The following is a 16,662-nucleotide window of genomic DNA, read 5'->3' on the forward strand; positions in this document are numbered from 1 at the left end:
TCTGCGCGTCTGCAATCTCGAGCTTACGCATGGCTGCATCCCCAAAAGAGTAACCACGCAATCATACATGCTGCAATATTTATGTCGCTATGTTTAGTTAACCTGTCCTTCGGGCGCGGAATTCTTCAATTTGCTGGATAGCCGAAGATGGCCGGGAAGGGACCCCGACGCAACGCAGGCGGGTCGTCTCTTCTCGACCCGTTCCAGCCCTTCGGCCAGTTTCTGCGAACGTCTCCACCGCGTTCAAAAGCGGCCGTTCCGGCTCGATCAAGCCGAGCCGGACGTACTAAAAGATGCTCAGTGAGAGGCGCGTGCTTGCCGGATCACGCCGTGATGACGTTCAGGGCGACGTCGATGTTTCCGTGCACAGCCTTCGAGTACGGGCAGATTTGATGAGCCGCGCGCGCGATCCCCTCCGCGACGTCCTGTGCCAGGCCCGGCGCGCGGACGGTGAACTGGGCGCCGAGGAACCAGCCGGGACCGGTCTGGCCCACGTCTACCTGGATATCCACGGAAGAGTCAGGCGGCAGCGTGACCTTCTTCAGCGAGGCCGCGATCCCGAGCGCGGTGATGTAACAGGCCGACCAGGCGCCCGCAAACAACTGCTCGGCGGTCGGGTGCGGCTCGGCGGCGATGAACTCGTGGTTTTCACCGCCGGGCGCCGACACCTTGATGTCGACGACGCCGTGGTCGCCACGCTGGGCGCTGGGGTCGCGGTTGACCGTGGTGTGGGTCTTGCCTGTGAACAGGACAGTTTCGATCTTGGCCATGATGGATTCCTTGATGGATAAAGGGTGTTGGGTGTCACGCCTGGAAGGGCGGCGGTGTCGAGCCGCAGCAAGAGGTCAGCAGCGGTCGTAGTGTGCGCTGAGCAGCGCGTTGCTCCGGAGGGTTCAAGTCCCTCTGACGCCCGGATGGGGGCGCCATATCCGAAAGCGGGGGTAACGCCTCGCTGGCCAGAGAAAGAGGGGCGAGCGAGGCCCCCTGCCATGACCAGAATGCATCCACTATAGGGCATGCACGTTTCTTCGACGTCGGCTGTGCGCCGGACTTCGGTCATTCGCTAGCGACTTTGGGCGATAATGCCGACCCGCGTCGCAATACGGGCTCAAGAAACAACCCATGAAAAAAATGACAACGCTCTTTCTGGCGTTTACAGTCGCCGGCTGCGCAGGCTCGGCGGCGCCGAACTTCGTGAACGGACGATATTACATGGCAGGCGATTCGACATGCGAGCGATACAGGGTCCTTTCGCCAAGTCGAATCATGTGCTTGAACTCGGACGGTCAGGCAACCGGATACAGAGATGCAATGACCGATCAGCAGTTGCAGATGTATCAGTTCAATCAGCAGATGACGGTCCTGCAAATGCAACAGCTCAATGCGCAATTGCAGCAGCAAAACCTGCAGCAGCAGCAACGGCAGAACGCATGGCGTCAAATGCCGCAATACGTGGCGCCGCAAGCTGCGCCTCTGACACCACAAGACGGCAATCAGATCCGCTGCATTAACACTGGGCCGGTTACCAGGTGCCAATACTAATGAAGGCGGCAAAGGCATAGCGAGCCGAAGAGCGTCACCGCAGGCGTGGCTCCGAGACTTAGTGATGCCGCGTGATTAAACCCATCAGCGCGATGACGAAGAAATTCAGTCGAGCCGGCTAGTCAATTTGGACTTTCGCATGCTGAATGACTTCTGTCCAACGCTTGGTGTCGTCGTTGATTAGCTTTTGGAGGTCGGCGGCCGTACCTGGCAATGGGCGCGCGCCCTGAGCAGCCAATTGCTGCATCGTGGACTTTTCGTTCGCAATCGAGATCACGGTATCCTGGAGCTTCTTGATCACCTGCGGACTTGTATTAGCCGGAGCCATCAAGGCAGACCACGATTCTGTGTTCGCATCCTTGATACCCAGCTCATCGAAAGTTGGAATTTCAGGAATCGCTGGGCTTCGCTCTTTGCTCGCAATGCCTAACACGCGAACTTTGCCCGGCTTTATATAGGGTTGCACCGTTGGAAGATTGACAAAGAGAACCTGTACCTGACCAGCCAGAAGATCTGCAGTAGCAGGGCCAGCACCTTTGTACGGAATATGGGTGAACGCTGTGCCGGTTCTGAGCATGAACAGTTCTCCGAGCATGTGGTTTGCCGACCCCATCCCGGCCGATCCCATGTTCAACTTTCCTGGATTTGCCTTGGCATACCGTAGCAATTCGGCCATATTCTTGGCCGGGGTGGTTTCTGACACAGCCAACACATTCGGGACAGTGGCAAATAGCGCGACGGGCTTGAAATCTTTTGACGGCGAGTAGGGTAGGTTCCTGGATAGTAATGGCTGGATCACTTGATTTGCCGGCGTTGCGTACAAGAGCGTATAGCCGTCAGATTTCGCTCTCGCAACATAGGCGGCTCCGATGTTCCCTCCGGCTCCGGCTCTATTGTCAACAACAACCGCTTGACCCAACACTTCTGACATCCGTGTGGCAAGAAGGCGCGCCGTGAGATTGACAGTACCGCCGGGTGCGAACGGGACGACAAGATTAATTGGTTTGTTCGGGTAAGTTTCAGCGTTTGCGGCCGAAAAGATACCCGTGGCAAAGGCGAGAGCTACGACGAACTTGGACATCGCTCGATTCCTCGGTTTAATAGGCGTAAGATTTACGCGCCTTGGTTGGACTCGGACGAAACGAGCGCGCGCGTACGCTGTTCCAACAATGTCTGAGCTTCGGCGAGTCGGTGACCAACTGCATCGATTGTGTCTGCTCTCATTTTGAGCGAGAGTCTTTGCTCGCCAATGCGCTGGAGGACGCCATCCGGTGCCGGCGCGCCATACGACCGACGCGCAGCAACGTTGCGAATCGGATCCAGGCATTCGCCGATATCGTCTTCCGACAACGAGGCCCGTCGCCCCACCTGTTCGAGCGCTGCAGCATCGATCATTTGGGGAGTAATACCCGTAGCAGGAACCCCTTGATCAAGCGCTTGCCGAACGACAGCGCCAATGATGTGATGCGCGTCGCGGAACGAAAGATTAGCATTTCGGACGAGCAAGTCGGCCAGATCGGTGACAGCCGAGAAATCTTGCGCAGCACGGTCTGCCATGCGCAGGCGATTGGGCTCAACACGTTCCACAAGCAGTTTCATCAGTTCGAGCCCCTTTACTGCTTCTTCGCAGCTTTCCCAGCACGTCCTTGTGCTTTCCCGGCTGCTGTCACCCGAGTGCGTGAAATGGGTGGCCTTTACTGTCGTAAGTGCGGCTGACGTTAGTCCGATCAGATGGGAAGTCTTCCCCCGCAAATACTCCAAAACGACCGGATTCTTCTTTTGCGGCATGATGCTGGATGTGCCAGCAATGCTGTCGGGGAAGGACAGGAATCCGAACTCCGGTGTTGACCAGATGTAAAAATCCTGCACCATCCGGCTGCAAGTGATCATCATGATTGAGAGCACTGCACTCAGTTCCAATGCGAAGTCGCGAGATGCAACCGCGTCTAGCGAGTTCGGCATGGGTCGGGAGAAGCCCAACAGCAAACTGGTCGACCTTCGATCGATGGGAAACGAGGTGCCGGCCAAGGCACAAGCACCAAGTGGGCAACTGTCTGTCGTTTCCAGGACACGCAGGAGGCGATCAATATCTCGGGACCAGGCATCGACCAGTCCCGACAGGTAATACCCATAGGTGATGGGCTGCGCAGCCTGCATGTGCGTATATCCAGGCATCACATAGGTAACGAATCTCTCTGCTTGCGCCACCGCGGCGGCAGCGACATCAGTTAATGCCCTGCTGATGCGTAGAATGAAAGCACGAGCGCGAATACGATCGTTGGTGGCGCCCATATCGTTGCGACTGCGGGCTGTATGCAAGCGACCACCGACGTCCTGACCTACCAGCTTAATCAGATGGGCTTCGTAGTTGAAGTAAGCATCTTCTCGTGCTGCGTCGAGTTGAACCGCTTCGGGACCGTCCTCTTGCATCTTTATCAAAGCTCTAGCCAGGCGAATCGACGTCTCCCGGTCGAGAATCCCTTGCTCGTGAAGCATCAACAGGTGCGCAAAATTGATTTGAGTCAGTATTTCAAAGTTCTTCGCGAAGAATTCTCTGGTCGTGCGAGGCTGGAAAATGTAATCGATAACCTCTTTCGCGGGAGGTTGTTTGAGTCGACGGCTAACTTTTGATTCCATGATGGCAACACTCTATTAATGGGTACGACCAGTTTGGAATGAAGCCGCTCATGCGTCAAATCAGCGTCTCGCTGCTATTCATACAAAAGTGATATGGTAAGATTTGGTGCACAGGGTCAGAGAGGATCTGCCAAAATGTGCGCTTTTGGAGCCTCATATGAACTTTAAGCAAGTCGAGGCGTTCAGGGCTGTGATGAAGACGCGTTCGATGACCACGGCAGCCGGACTCCTCCACACCTCCCAGCCGAATGTCAGTAGATGGATCTCGCTCCTGGAGCAGACGGTTGGGTTCGCACTATTCCAACGAATAGGGACGCGGTTGATTCCGACGGCGGAAGCGGAGGCATTTTATGCTGATGTGGAGCGCGCATTTCTCGGGCTGGAATCCCTTGGCGAAAGTGCGGATTCAATTCGCCGCCGAGGGACCGGCTTACTCCGCGTGGGCGCAGTAGGTTCGATTGCGCACTGTGTGTTGCCAGACGCTATTCTGATTTTCAGGGGTATGTTTCCGGACATACCGATTGTGGTTAATATGGGGCGGTCTGAGGTCGTCGCAAAATGGACGGCGACTGGTTTTTGCGATGTCGGATTTTGCTCTATTATCACTGATCTGACGAGCCTGGATTTTGAACTAATCAATACCGCTCGCGGTGTGGCAATCGTCAATAGTTCGCATAGGCTGGCCACGCATGATGTTGTATACCCAAGCGATTTTGAAAATGAGCACTTCATATCGCTGCCTATGGGTAGCCCCAACAGAAGCCAAATAGATCGTCACTTTCCCAATGACCTTAGGCATCTTTCAATCGAGACGCCATACGCCTCAACAATTTGCACGATGGTTAGCAAGGGCCTTGGCACGTCTATCGTAAGTCCGATAGATTCCCGAGCGCTTCGGATACAAAATGTTTCCGAGATACCTTTTTCTGAAGAGGTTCAGTTCAATAGCTACGCCGTGACATCGGACCATTTTCCAGTGGGATTCCTGGCTAATCGGCTGACAGACTGTGTGCGCCGTAGCTTCGAGGCCCTAAGACATCCAAAAGGCTGATTTGGACCCTTGGTTTTCCCAAAGACCCCAACTGCCAAGGGAAGGCGCTATGCAGGCCCGCGCGGCAGGTGCCGTGATGGCGCAGGGTGGGCCACAGACGGGCCGACTTATTCGTCGACTACATCGCCTATTCCTCGCGGAGCCATTCAACTGATACACATCTGTTCCGATGTCCCTTCTCGCGCGACCAGGTCGGTTGGCTCCCGAACGTCGGATGACTGCAAGGCCACAAGCGGTCATAATTTGGGCCGCGGCGAATGACCGCTTCAATCTCCGGCACACCCTAAGGGAACATCGCATTACCGTTGACGGCTTGCTGTGCCGGCACTTCCTCCTGCAGTACGTCCCAGTGCTCGACCAGCTTGCCATTCTCTAGCCGGAAGATATCGACGGCGACCATCGGCTTGGCCGTCCAGCCGACGTAGCGGCCGTGGATCATGACCAGCTCACCGTCGGCAACAAGCATGCCGGGCTGATAACTGAAGTCTTCGGGCAGACCCGCGATCATGGCCGGTATGGCCTCCCTGCCGTTGGGAATGAGGGGATTGTGCTGGACATAACGCTCCGAGAAGTAATGCATCACGCGAAGCGGTTCGCGCTCCACGAAAACAGCCTTCATCACCTCGGACACGATTTCCCTGTTGCGCGCCTGCACATCGGCTTCGATCATCGACAAACTCCGTTTCAAGATTCAGGAATGATCAACCAACGTTTCATAGTGATCGCTATGCAAGTAGAGTAGGGGATTGCCGTCAAGGTGTCAAATACTTTAGTATCGATCACTATGAAAGTTACTCCTGCAAGCCGCCCCCCCAAGACGGGGCGCCCTTTGTCCTTTGATCGTGATGCCGCCCTGGAGGCCGCGATGTTGCTGTTCTGGCGCAATGGCTACGAAGCGACGTCGATCAGCGATCTCACCGCCGCAATGGGGATCACCCCACCGAGCCTCTACACCGCCTTCGGCGACAAGAAGCGGCTGTTCCTGGAGGCGGTATCGCGTTACCTGACCCGGCCTGGGCTCGACGTGCAGCAGTTCCTGCCTGCCGCCCCATCGGCGCGGGAAGCGATTCGACGCCTGCTCGATAGCGCGACAGTCGAGCAGACCCGCAAGGGCCTGCCGCGCGGCTGCATGCTGATGAGCGCGGCGGTCGGCTCACCCGCCGAAGGCGAAGTGCAGGAAGCCGTGATCGCCTTGCGCGGCTTGGTGGAAAATACCCTGCGCGAGCGGATCGAGCGCGGCATCGGTGACGGCGAACTCCCTGTGCACACGGACGCCGCCGCGCTGGCGAGCTTTTATCTTGCCATCCTTCAGGGCATGTCCACCCAGGCACGCGACGGAGCCAGCCGCAAGAAGCTGGGCGCTCTCGCTGACGCCGCAATGGCGGCGTGGCCCGGGCGGGCGTAAGCGCTAACCGGTGCGAGGCCCAACTGCCAGAGACATTCCGGGGTTCCTTTTGTGGCTGCTTGATCGAGAAACGGACGCAAGCAGCCGCAAACACGTGAGCGTGCATCGGCATCAGCTGGCTGACTTCGGCCGACCAAGGGCAGGGGACGGTCGACGTTTGCCGACCCTAACCGGATGTCCAGAGGTGCGAGCGAGTGAGCGTATGCGTCCGAAAGGTGCTTTCGCTTCGATGAGGTAGGCCTCGGAACCTCAAATCCCATTTTTCACCTACACTTTTTCCGCGCTGACGCTGTATTCTGTTACCGTTGCCAGGTGAAGCAGCCCGCACATTCGCGGGGGCACCTTTGATTGGTTTTCCGAGGCTGTGTACGTGGTCCTCCATGTCCAAGAACTTCAAACGCGCCTATCGGGCTGAGATTTTTTCACCCCTGCTGAAGATCGACTTCTTCAACAGTATCGTCGGCTTACTGGCGGCCGCTTGGGCGGTTCTCGCGAAGCCGTCAAGCTACGAAAATGCTGGCCGAATCTGGTCGTAATGGTTCCGAGGGCAGCGACCGAACCCTGCTGTATTTCGGTTGGCTGACCCTGTTCATCTATCTGGCAACGCCGGCCGGTTTCCTGATTGATATACAGACGTCGTACATACTCAAGAACCAGTTGCATGCGACGGCGACGCAGATCTCGACATTCCGGCTGGTGACGGGCATACCAGTTTACATTGCGTTCGCTTTTGGCCTCGCGCGCGACCAATGGAACCCGCTGGGAATGCGGGATCGCGGCTTCTTCCTGATTTTCGCTCCGGCGACCGCGGCGGCATACATCTGGATGGCATTTTCAGGTTTCTCATACGCGAGACTGGTCATCGGGATGCTGCTGGCAATGCTGTCGTCCCGATTTATCGCCGCAGCCTATCAGGGGTTGATCGCTCTGGTGGGCCAGGAGAAGCTCATGTCCGGGCGCCTGAGCGCTCTGTGGAACGTGGTCGGCTCCGTCCCGGTCGTTGCGGGAGCGTTCGCTTCCGGGTACATCTCCGATCATCTTGCCGCGAAAGAAGCCTTCTTCCTGGTGGCGATGGTCACTTTATTGATTGCCGTGTTCGGGCTCTGGAAGCCCATTTCCGTCTTCGGCGATGCCTACGAGAAGCCGCAAGCCAGGGGCGCAGATCTCGTTGGGAATGTCAGGCGGCTGGTCAAGCATAGGGCCGTTTATCCAGCGGTTCTCATCTGCTTTCTGTGGAACTTTGCGCCAGGATCGGCCACTCCGCTGCAGTTCTACCTGACCAATGAGCTGCATGCATCGGATTCCGTTTACTCGTACTACAACGGGATCTTTGCCGCCGCGTTCATCCCGACATTTTTGCTGTATGGCTTTCTGTGCAAGAAAGTATCGCTGAACAAGCTGCTGTGGTGGGGAACGATTGTCGCAGTGCCGCAGATGATTCCGCTGGCATTTATTCACTCAGCCAATCTCGCGCTTGTATTGGCGGCACCGATAGGGCTGATGGGCGGTGTAGCCACGGCAGCCTACTTCGATCTCGCGATGCGGTCCTGTCCGCCAGGCTTGCAAGGCACCTTGATGATGCTGGTGGATGGCGTCTTCGCGCTCTCGGCGCGTGCCGGCGATCTTTTGGGCTCATGGATCTATAACAGCAGCCCAACGCACGGATTCACATATTGTGTGATCGCGACGACCGTGGTGTACGCACTGATCCTGCCCTTGATCCCGCTGACGCCGAAGGAATTGATTGCTACCAAGGATGGCGAACCGAACCCGGAGGTCGAGGCCGAGGTGTTGAGAGATCCAGAAAACTGAGCGTATATAGACTCCCCGCGACTCCATTGGTAGCATTTAGTTGGGACTGGCAGCTCTTGGCTGCCGGACAAAGGAGACACATTGACGCTCACCAGCAAAATTTCCCGCTATGACAGCGAATGGCCTGCTCTTTTCGTCACCGAGAAGGAACGCATAGCGAAGGGCCTTGGCGCTGAACTTGTCGATATTTATCACGTCGGAAGCACCGCTGTTCCAGGACTTGCGGCCAAGCCGGAGATCGACCTCTTGGTTGAGGTCTCAGAGCATCGAAACGAGGCAGCCCGAGACCGTTTCATGGGCGTACTGGGTTACGTTCGGGGAAGCGATCTTTCAGCAGGGCACCATTTCTATCGTCGCGATGTTGATGGGGTGCGAACGCACAAGGTGCATGTATGTATTAGTGGCCACTGGCAAATTGATAGAATGCTCCGATTTCGCGATCTTCTTAGGAGCGATGCCGTTATTCGACAGCAGTATCAGGACTTGAAATTTGAGCTCGAAGGAAGCAACCGTGGCGGCATCGCTGAGTACCTTGCGCTGAAGGCCCCCTTTATTGATGCCCTGATGGGATCGCGTCCGAGTTCAGCAAAGCAATAAAAGCAGAGGCGCCATTCTGCCGAGTCGGACAGCAAGCCGAGTCAATCGGAACACGCGCGCAAGTGCATGACGCCAGCGCCGTCGGCGAAGTGATCCAGGTAGAGGCACTCGGCCTCTGCGAACCCGGCGAGGGCGGTCTGGCAGCGGAGCGGGGCGCAAAAAAATACCGCCAGTGGCGGTAGTGAAAGCACCGGGAGCTATCCGCCCCAAGAGCGCGCTTTACGTCTGCACAGCCGGCGCGATGTCCAGATGCAGCGTTTGCACTTCGAGGAACTCTTCGATGCCGTGATGGGAGCCCTCGCGCCCGAGCCCGGACTCCTTGACGCCGCCAAAGGGTGCGACGGCCGAGGATATGACTCCGGTATTGATGCCCACCATCCCATATTCGAGCGCCTCGCCCACGCGGAACACGCGGCTCAGGTCATTCGAGAACAGATAGGCCGCCAGCCCGTAAGGGGTATCGTTGGCACGGCCAATGACTTCCTCCTCGGTCTCGAAGCGGAACAGCGCCGCGACCGGGCCGAATGTTTCCTCGGTCGAAACCCGCATCTCGTCGGTGGCCCCCGAGAGCACCGTGGGCTGGAAGAACTGCTCGCCACGCGCCGAGGACGCGCCGCCGAGCAACAGTGTCGCTCCCTTGGCGAGCGCGTCATCGATGTGCGCGGCGACCTTGACCAGCGCAGCGCGATTGATGAGCGGACCGATGGTGATGCCATCCTCGGTACCGACGCCAACGCGCAGCTTGCCGGCCTCTTCAGTCAGGCGCTCGGCGAAGCGGTCGTAGATGCCCGCCTGGACGTAGATGCGATTGGCGCAGACGCATGTCTGGCCGCTATTGCGGAACTTGCTCGCCATGACGCCGGCAATGGCCGTATCAAGGTTGGCATCGTCAAACACGATGACCGGCGCATTGCCGCCAAGCTCCATGCTGACCCGCTTGACGGTATCCGCGCATTGGCGGAGCAGCAGCTTGCCAACGTGGGTCGATCCGGTAAACGTCAGCTTGCGTACCGTCGGATTGGCGGTGAGTTCGCCACCGATGCCCTGCGGCTGTCCGGTGACGATGTTGAGCACGCCATCGGGAAACCCCGCGCGCTTGCCAAGCTCGGCCAGCGCCAGCGCGGAGAATGGGGTCAATTCGGAGGGTTTGACCACCACCGTGCAGCCCGCGGCCAGCGCTGGGGCCAGCTTGCGTGTGATCATCGCGTTGGGGAAATTCCAGGGCGTAATGGCTGCACAGACGCCCACCGGGGTCTTGCGCACAATGATGCGGCGATTGGACTGCATGCCCGGAATGGTCTCGCCGTAGGCGCGGATGCCTTCCTCGGCGAACCACTGGACGAAGGCGGCGCCATACAGAATCTCGCCTTTCGCCTCCGCCAGCGGCTTGCCCTGCTCGAGGGTCATGATGAGGGCGAGATCGTCGGCATGCGCCACCATCAGCGCGCGCCATTTGCGCAGCAGCTCCGCGCGCGCGTGCGCGGTAAGCGCGCTCCAGGCCGGCAACGCCTTGCTGGCGGCCTCGATCGCATCGCGCGTGTCTTCGGCTGCGCAATCGGGGATCGTACCCAGGGTCTCGCCTGATGCCGGGTTTAGTACGGGGAGCGTGCGACCGGAGTGCGCCGGTGTCCAATTGCCGCCGATAAATGCTTGTTGGCACAGCAGTGCCCGATCGTTCAGATTCATGTTGTGACATCCAGGTGGGTGCTCGGCTGCGCCGTTGCACAGCGCGCCCGGAACCTCCGGGCGCGGTCTGGTAATTTTGGTCAGAGCCCTGGTCAGAGCTCGCTTTCAGCCTGGTGTGCCTTGGCCATGTCGATCATGCTGTCAAAACGGAAGTCGTACTTCGGCGTGCCGGGAGGCGGCATGGTCGCGCCCCAGCCCTTGTCCGCATGCCGGCGATCGATCCAGGCGGAGGCTAGGCCAAAGGCGTTGGCCTGGGCGTGATCATGGAACAGGCTTTGCGCCGTATGCAGGATGTCGCCTTTCTCCAGCCCCAGGTCTTGCTTCAGGTGCTCAAGCAGATACTCGAAGTTGCGCGGGCTCGGCTTGTAGGATCCGATATCCTGCGCGGTGTAGATGGCGTCGAACTCCACCTGCAGGCGGGCGTTGCTGGCCCGGAAGGAAATCCGGTCGATATTGGACAGGATCACCAGCTTGTAGTGCTGTTTCAGGTATTGCAGCGCCTCCACCGAATCGGGGAAGGCGGGCCAGTCGGGCACCGAGGCGCCGAAGGTATTGGCTTCCTCAACGGTGACCGCGACCTTCCATTGCTCCGCCAGGCGCTTGTAAACCACGGCGAGCAGCAGGGAGTAGGCCAGCGCGGGCGTCTGGATTTCCTGTTCCGCTTCGTGGCGCGCGTAGATCTCGAGGATTTCGTCGCGGCTCTTTGCGCCCAGGCCGGCTTTCTCGATCAGGGGCTTGAGGCCGTTGTAGATGCCGGTTTCCCAGTCGATCAGCGTGCCGTAGCAGTCAAAGGTCAGTACCTTGAAGTCTTTCAGTTTCATGATGGCTCCTGGTTAGAAGGACTCTGCGAACGCCCGTTCGAGGGAGGTTCGCAGGATCTGGATCAGTGTGTCGATATCCGATTCGGTGTAATTCAAGGACGGTGCGAAACCGAGAATGTCGTCGGGGAAGGCGCGCAAGACCAGGCCATCCTCCATGGCGTGCCGAAACACGTGCTGCCCGAGACGAAGCGCCTGTGGCGGTTTCTGCCTGGTGCGTTTGTCGGCGACCAGTTCCACTGCCGCCAGCAAGCCTCGGCCGCGTACTTCGCCAACATAGGGCAGGTCTTCCAGCGACTTCAGGCGGGCCTGGAAGTAACTGCCGACTTGCTTGCCGTTTTCTATCAGGCCCCCATCCAGGTAGAGGTCGAGTGCGGCGTTGGCAACGGCGGCGCTGACCGGGTGCCCCGCATAGGTCTGGCCGTGGCCCAGCGCGGTGCCGTCGGCGCCGGCGTCGGCTATGCCGGCATACAGTGCCTCGGTCATCATGGTGGCGCTCATCGGGGCATAGCCGGAGGTGAGTCCCTTCGCGAGCGTGAGGATGTCCGGGCTCACGCCTTCGGCTTCACAGGCGAACATCGGACCGGTGCGGCCGAAGCCGGTAATCACCTCGTCGACGATCAGCAGGATGCCCAGGCGGTCGCACGTGGCGCGCATCGCGCGCAGGAACCCAGGCGGCGGAACAATGACGCCGCCCGAGCCCTGGATGGGCTCGCAGATGAACGCTGCCACGCGATCCGCCCCGATTTCGTCCACCTTGGCCTCGAGGGCCCGGACCGTGCTCGCCAGCACCGCTTCGGGATCCGGGCCATCGGGATGGCGGTACGGGTAGGGCGACGGGATATGGTGCTGCCGCGCCGTCGGCACGTCGAAATGGCGATGGAACAGCGGCAGGGCGGTGAGCCCGCTGCCGGTGCTTGAACTGCCGTGGTAGCCGCGCTGCAAGCCGATGAAGTGCTTCTTGTCCGGCCGGCCGGTAGCGTTGAAGTAATAGTTTGTCAGCCGGATCGCACTATCGACCGCGTCGGACCCCCCCTGGCCGAACACCACGCGCGTCAGGCCGGCAGGAGCCAGCGCCGCAAGCCGGGCGGCCAGGCGGATAGCTGGTTCGCTGGCGAAATGGAAGTAGCCGGTGGCATAGGGGAGTTGCTGCATTTGCTCCTGCGCTGCCTTCACGAGCGACTGCTGGCCATATCCGGCATTGACGCACCACAGGCCGGAGAAGCCGTCCTGGACCCGTCGCCCTTCGGTGTCGACCAGGTGAATGCCCTGCGCCGATTTCCAGATGGTGGCGCCGCGCGCTTCATGCTCGCGCAACGGCACCACCGGATGCACCCAGTGACGGCGGTCCAGTTGAAGAAGATGTTCTGTTTCCGACATGCTGAAGACTCCTGGTGCTTGCTTTGCTTGCTTGGTTCGGATCTGGCCGCCTTTAGCGCCCACTGGCATCACGCCTCTGTTGGGTTTTGCGGGCTCAGTGCCGGCTTAGTGCCGGCAGCACCTTGCCCGGATTGAGCAACTGTCTGGGATCGAGCGCGGACTTGATGCGCCACGCCGTTTCCAGCTCCACCCGGCTGCGCACCGTCAAGAGCTCGTCACGCTTTGCCACACCGACGCCGTGCTCCGCGGAAATGGATCCGCCGAGCGCCATGGCCGAGTCGTCGACGATGCGCGTGATCGCGGGCCCGAATTCGGCCAGATAGTCGGTGGCGTCCGCTTCCTCGGGGCGCAGCGGATTGAAGTGCACGTTGCCATCGCCCATATGTCCATAGATGATCATCCGTGTCCCGGGAGCGGTTTGCAGGACTTTCTCCGTGGTACTGGCGATGAACCCCGGGATGGCGGACAAGGGCACGGAGATATCGCAGCGAACGCTGCCGCGTGCGCGGGTCTGCGCGTCGGAGATCTCCTCGCGGATCCGCCAGAACTGCCCGGCATGGGCTTCGGTTGCGGCGATGGCGGCGTCTTCGATCCAGCCTTCTTCGATGCCGGTAGCCAGCGTGGCGTGGAATCCGGCCTCAACCTCGCTCTGATCGCCAGTGGACGACACCTCGACAAGCACATGCCAGGCGTGCCTGCACGCCAGCGGTGAGGGTCGATTGTCCAGGTGGCGAAGGACGAGATCCATCGCGTCCGACGAGATCAGCTCGAACGCCGTGATGTCGTTGCCCAGCCATTCACGCAAACTGCCAAACAGCGACAGCGCAGCGGCAGGGCTGTGCACGCCAAGGAACGCCGCGCACGTAGCACGCGGCTTCGGGAAGAGCTTGAGCACGGCTGCGGTGATGATGCCCAGCGTGCCTTCCGAGCCGATGAAGAGATGCTTCAGGTCATATCCCGCATTGTCCTTGCGCAGGGCACGCAGCCCGTCCCAGACATCGCCGTTGGCAAGCACCACTTCCAGGCCAAGCACCAGGTCCCGCATGTTTCCGTAGCGGAGCACAGCGGTGCCGCCCGCGTTGGTCGAGAGGTTGCCGCCGATCTGGCAGGTGCCCTCGGAGCCGATGCGCAACGGAAAGAGACTTCCCGCATCTTCCGCCACGGCGCGCGCCTGGCTGAGCGTCACCCCCGCCTCGACCACCATGGTCGCGTTGAGGGAGTCGACACCGCGCACCCGGTTCAGGCGGGCGAGGCTCAGAATCAGGGCACTGCCCGTCGCATCCGGCACGCTGCCGCCCAGCAGCGAGGTGTTCCCACCCTGGGGCACCACCGGAATGCCGTGGCGATCGCAGTACCGCATGATCGCGCTGACCTCCAGGGTAGTCGCGGGCCGGGCGACGCCAAGCGTGCTGCCGACAAAGACCTGTCGATAGTCCGTGGCGTAGGCCTGCGCGTCCTGGCCGACGAGGACGTTGGCCGTTCCGACGATGGATCTGAGGTGGTCGATGTGCGCTTCGGACATGATTTGGGCGTTCTAGCGTTCTAGGGTTCGGACGGGGCTCAGCACTGCCGGACGCGCGGCCCGGGGCACTGGTGCCGGACGGAGTCGCTGGTCACGAGCCGTCCTGGATTGATGGAAAGCTTACGAGCGCAGCGCCTGGGACGGTATGTATGAAACATAGGAATTGGACCCGCCCCATTCCACCTTTCCTGATCAGAACACCTGTCAGAACACCTTGCTTCCATTCGACACCTTGCCGTCCACCGTCAAGACGTTCACGACCGACGGCTCGGACTCCACGCCTAGCACCAGTACCTGCGACAGGAAGCCGGCGATGCGCCGTTCCCCGAGGTTGACCGCGCATACCACCGTCTTGCCGATCAGTTCCTCGGCCTGGTAGCGGTTGACATACTGGCCGCTCGAGGTCCTGGTCCCCATTTCGCCAAAATCGATCCACATCTTGTAGGCGGGTTTTCGGGCTTGCTCGTTAAGTTCGACCCGGACCACCGTGCCCACGCGAAAGTCGACGGAAGAAAAGGCTTCGTATGCACCCATGATGCAGACTCCTTGGAAAATAGTCGAAAGGAAGCCGTACGCCCGGAAAAGCAGCGCAGGCGCACGAGAAAAAAGGCAGGGCGGTGAACGCCGGCCGCTATCGGTCTTACTCGATCGTGAGCCGGTGCAACGCGACGGCGACCTGAAGCTGGAAGCGGTTCGATTGATCCTCGAGGGTCGTGCCGAGCATCGCCTCGATGCGCTCGACCCGATAGCGGAGCGTGCTGATATGGATGCCAAGGCGGCGGGCCGTGTTGGCCAGCTGAAAGCCTTCCTCGCACAGGGCTTCCAGTGTTTCCAGCAGGGCCTCGCTCTTTTTTTCGATCAGCAGTGGTCCGATCTTGGTCTGGATGAACAGCATGCGCGCATCGGCGTCTCCCAGCAGTGCGCGTGGAAACATCACCTCAGTGAAATGATGGATCTTTCCCGGCTTGAGGAGGCCGCATAAGGAGTTCACGTCACTGCCTCCCACCGCGATGCCGGCTGCACCCGTTTGCACGCGGCTTACCGCCAACGCCGCGCCGCGGCTGCCCAGTACGCGCCACAGCGGCTCTGGCGGGGTTCCGGAGGACAGCAGGAAGGTGATCTGATTGAGCGACACGAAGATCAACGGGGCCTGGCCCACGCTCTCCAGATACTTGCGCAAGCGATCGACCCAGCGCTCCCGGCGCAGGAAGCCTTCGCGAGACAACGGCAGCGGCTCGTCAAGCAGGACCAGGCATACCCGGTACTCTCCGGCCGGGTCCCAGCCGCTGAGCCGGGCGCGCTCCAGTGCCGATGGGGTTTCCTCGAAGCGCCCCTCAAGCAAGGTGCCCACCAGCGCGTAGCCGAGGCGCTCCTCCTGCAGGTGCAACGCCCGCATATGGGCCAGATGCAGGGCGCCGATGATGGAGGCATGCTCGGTTGCGCGTATGTCGAGTTCGCCCAGCGGCGTATCGCCTTCGTCGACGAACACGATGGCCACCATCTCGCCCCGGATGCGGATCGGGCATCCTAGCCGGCGCGGCATGCCGGCCTCGGGTTGCGGGTCGATCAGGATCGGGGTGACGCTGTCCTGGATCTTGCGCAGGATGACCTTGCGGTCGAGCAGGCGCATGTACGCCCGCTCCCTGCCTTGGCGATCCGAGGCGTCGGCATCGGCGCCAAGAACCAGTCCGTCAGGGTCGACGAAGTTGACCGCGCGCACCAGCAGGCCGCCCAGTGCCTTGGCAAGATCATCCAGGCTATTGGCCATCACCGCGGTGTTGGTCAGCGCGCGGTGAATTTCCTCGGAGCGCTCGATCAGTTCGCTCTGGTTCCGGATGATGTTGGCGTGAATCTCCTCCGTAATCGCGCTGAAGGGCACGTCCCAGGGCAACTCAAGCAGCGGCAGACCGATTTCCTGCGCCGTGGCGAGGGCGCTCATCGGGAAATGTTCCAGGAAATTGGGCACCGCCAGCACGATGCCGGCGAGTCCGCGTTCCTTGAGTGCACGAATCAGGCTTGCGCAGGCATCATCGTCGCGCGGCCAGTTGTAGCCCGTGGAAAGCAGCAGATAGCCCGGCTTGACCCATGCCGCGATATCCGGGTGGTCAACCATGTGGACCCACCGGATCTCATTGGTGAGCGCCTCGTGCCCAGCGACGACACGCGCATCGCGAAGCACGGTTGACTGTAGGGCCGTTGCAAGGTCCATGAT

Annotated in this window: 16 protein-coding genes; 6 read left to right on the forward strand and 10 right to left on the reverse strand. The window is 60.1% G+C overall.

Features of this window, described 5'->3' with window-relative positions:
• Positions 1-323: 323 nt before the first annotated feature.
• Entirely contained in the window at positions 324-770 is a 447-nt protein-coding gene (locus ACYP5B_RS38685; RefSeq protein ID WP_318236099.1) for an Ohr family peroxiredoxin, read from the reverse strand.
• A 352-nt stretch (positions 771-1,122) separates the two neighbouring features.
• Between ACYP5B_RS38685 and ACYP5B_RS38690 the strand changes: the two genes are divergently transcribed.
• Complete coding sequence (locus ACYP5B_RS38690; RefSeq protein WP_459573110.1) at positions 1,123-1,542, forward strand: hypothetical protein; 420 nt, start codon at positions 1,123-1,125, stop codon at positions 1,540-1,542.
• A gap of 118 nt (positions 1,543-1,660) precedes the next feature.
• Here ACYP5B_RS38690 and ACYP5B_RS38695 read toward each other — a convergent pair whose 3' ends face one another.
• A complete protein-coding gene (locus tag ACYP5B_RS38695; protein ID WP_459573111.1) occupies positions 1,661-2,623 on the reverse strand; it encodes a Bug family tripartite tricarboxylate transporter substrate binding protein in 963 nt (320 codons plus the stop codon).
• Between the two features lie 32 nt (positions 2,624-2,655).
• Positions 2,656-4,179, reverse strand: a complete 1,524-nt coding sequence (gene argH, locus ACYP5B_RS38700) for an argininosuccinate lyase (RefSeq protein WP_459573112.1) — start codon at positions 4,177-4,179, stop codon at positions 2,656-2,658.
• Positions 4,180-4,336: 157 nt separating this feature from the next.
• On the opposite strand from argH, the gene ACYP5B_RS38705 reads away from it, so the two are divergent.
• Positions 4,337-5,230, forward strand: coding sequence for a LysR substrate-binding domain-containing protein (locus ACYP5B_RS38705; RefSeq protein ID WP_459573113.1), 894 nt, complete (start codon positions 4,337-4,339; stop codon positions 5,228-5,230).
• Between the two features lie 283 nt (positions 5,231-5,513).
• Here the strand turns inward: ACYP5B_RS38705 and ACYP5B_RS38710 are convergent, their stop codons facing one another.
• Positions 5,514-5,900, reverse strand: a complete 387-nt coding sequence (locus ACYP5B_RS38710; RefSeq protein ID WP_459573114.1) for a nuclear transport factor 2 family protein — start codon at positions 5,898-5,900, stop codon at positions 5,514-5,516.
• Between the two features lie 195 nt (positions 5,901-6,095).
• Between ACYP5B_RS38710 and ACYP5B_RS38715 the strand changes: the two genes are divergently transcribed.
• From ACYP5B_RS38715 to ACYP5B_RS38730, 4 genes are all read left to right on the forward strand, one after another.
• Positions 6,096-6,635, forward strand: a complete 540-nt coding sequence (locus ACYP5B_RS38715) for a TetR/AcrR family transcriptional regulator (protein ID WP_459573115.1) — start codon at positions 6,096-6,098, stop codon at positions 6,633-6,635.
• 380 nt (positions 6,636-7,015) lie between these two features.
• Positions 7,016-7,171, forward strand: a complete 156-nt coding sequence (locus tag ACYP5B_RS38720; RefSeq protein ID WP_400096316.1) for a hypothetical protein — start codon at positions 7,016-7,018, stop codon at positions 7,169-7,171.
• A complete protein-coding gene (locus tag ACYP5B_RS38725) occupies positions 7,149-8,447 on the forward strand; it encodes an MFS transporter (RefSeq protein ID WP_400096317.1) in 1,299 nt (432 codons plus the stop codon). The genes ACYP5B_RS38720 and ACYP5B_RS38725 overlap by 23 nt, the downstream gene beginning before the upstream one ends.
• Positions 8,448-8,528: 81 nt before the next feature.
• Positions 8,529-9,044, forward strand: a complete 516-nt coding sequence (locus ACYP5B_RS38730) for a GrpB family protein (RefSeq protein ID WP_459573116.1) — start codon at positions 8,529-8,531, stop codon at positions 9,042-9,044.
• A 219-nt stretch (positions 9,045-9,263) separates the two neighbouring features.
• Here ACYP5B_RS38730 and ACYP5B_RS38735 read toward each other — a convergent pair whose 3' ends face one another.
• The 6 genes from ACYP5B_RS38735 to ACYP5B_RS38760 form a co-directional block, all read right to left on the reverse strand.
• Positions 9,264-10,730, reverse strand: coding sequence for an NAD-dependent succinate-semialdehyde dehydrogenase (locus ACYP5B_RS38735; protein WP_459573117.1), 1,467 nt, complete (start codon positions 10,728-10,730; stop codon positions 9,264-9,266).
• 92 nt (positions 10,731-10,822) lie between these two features.
• Positions 10,823-11,551, reverse strand: coding sequence for a haloacid dehalogenase type II (locus tag ACYP5B_RS38740; protein WP_459573118.1), 729 nt, complete (start codon positions 11,549-11,551; stop codon positions 10,823-10,825).
• A gap of 12 nt (positions 11,552-11,563) precedes the next feature.
• Positions 11,564-12,928: an aminotransferase class III-fold pyridoxal phosphate-dependent enzyme gene (locus tag ACYP5B_RS38745; RefSeq protein ID WP_459573119.1), complete on the reverse strand. Its 1,365-nt coding sequence runs from the start codon at positions 12,926-12,928 to the stop codon at positions 11,564-11,566.
• A gap of 94 nt (positions 12,929-13,022) precedes the next feature.
• Positions 13,023-14,450: an FAD-binding oxidoreductase gene (locus ACYP5B_RS38750; RefSeq protein WP_459573120.1), complete on the reverse strand. Its 1,428-nt coding sequence runs from the start codon at positions 14,448-14,450 to the stop codon at positions 13,023-13,025.
• 204 nt (positions 14,451-14,654) lie between these two features.
• On the reverse strand, positions 14,655-14,984 hold the full coding sequence (locus tag ACYP5B_RS38755) for a tRNA-binding protein (protein WP_400096323.1): 330 nt from the start codon (positions 14,982-14,984) through the stop codon (positions 14,655-14,657).
• Positions 14,985-15,090: 106 nt separating this feature from the next.
• On the reverse strand, positions 15,091-16,659 hold the full coding sequence (locus ACYP5B_RS38760) for a PucR family transcriptional regulator (RefSeq protein ID WP_459573121.1): 1,569 nt from the start codon (positions 16,657-16,659) through the stop codon (positions 15,091-15,093).
• Positions 16,660-16,662: the final 3 nt, after the last annotated feature.

It is taken from the genome of Cupriavidus sp. 8B, from assembly GCF_054589115.1.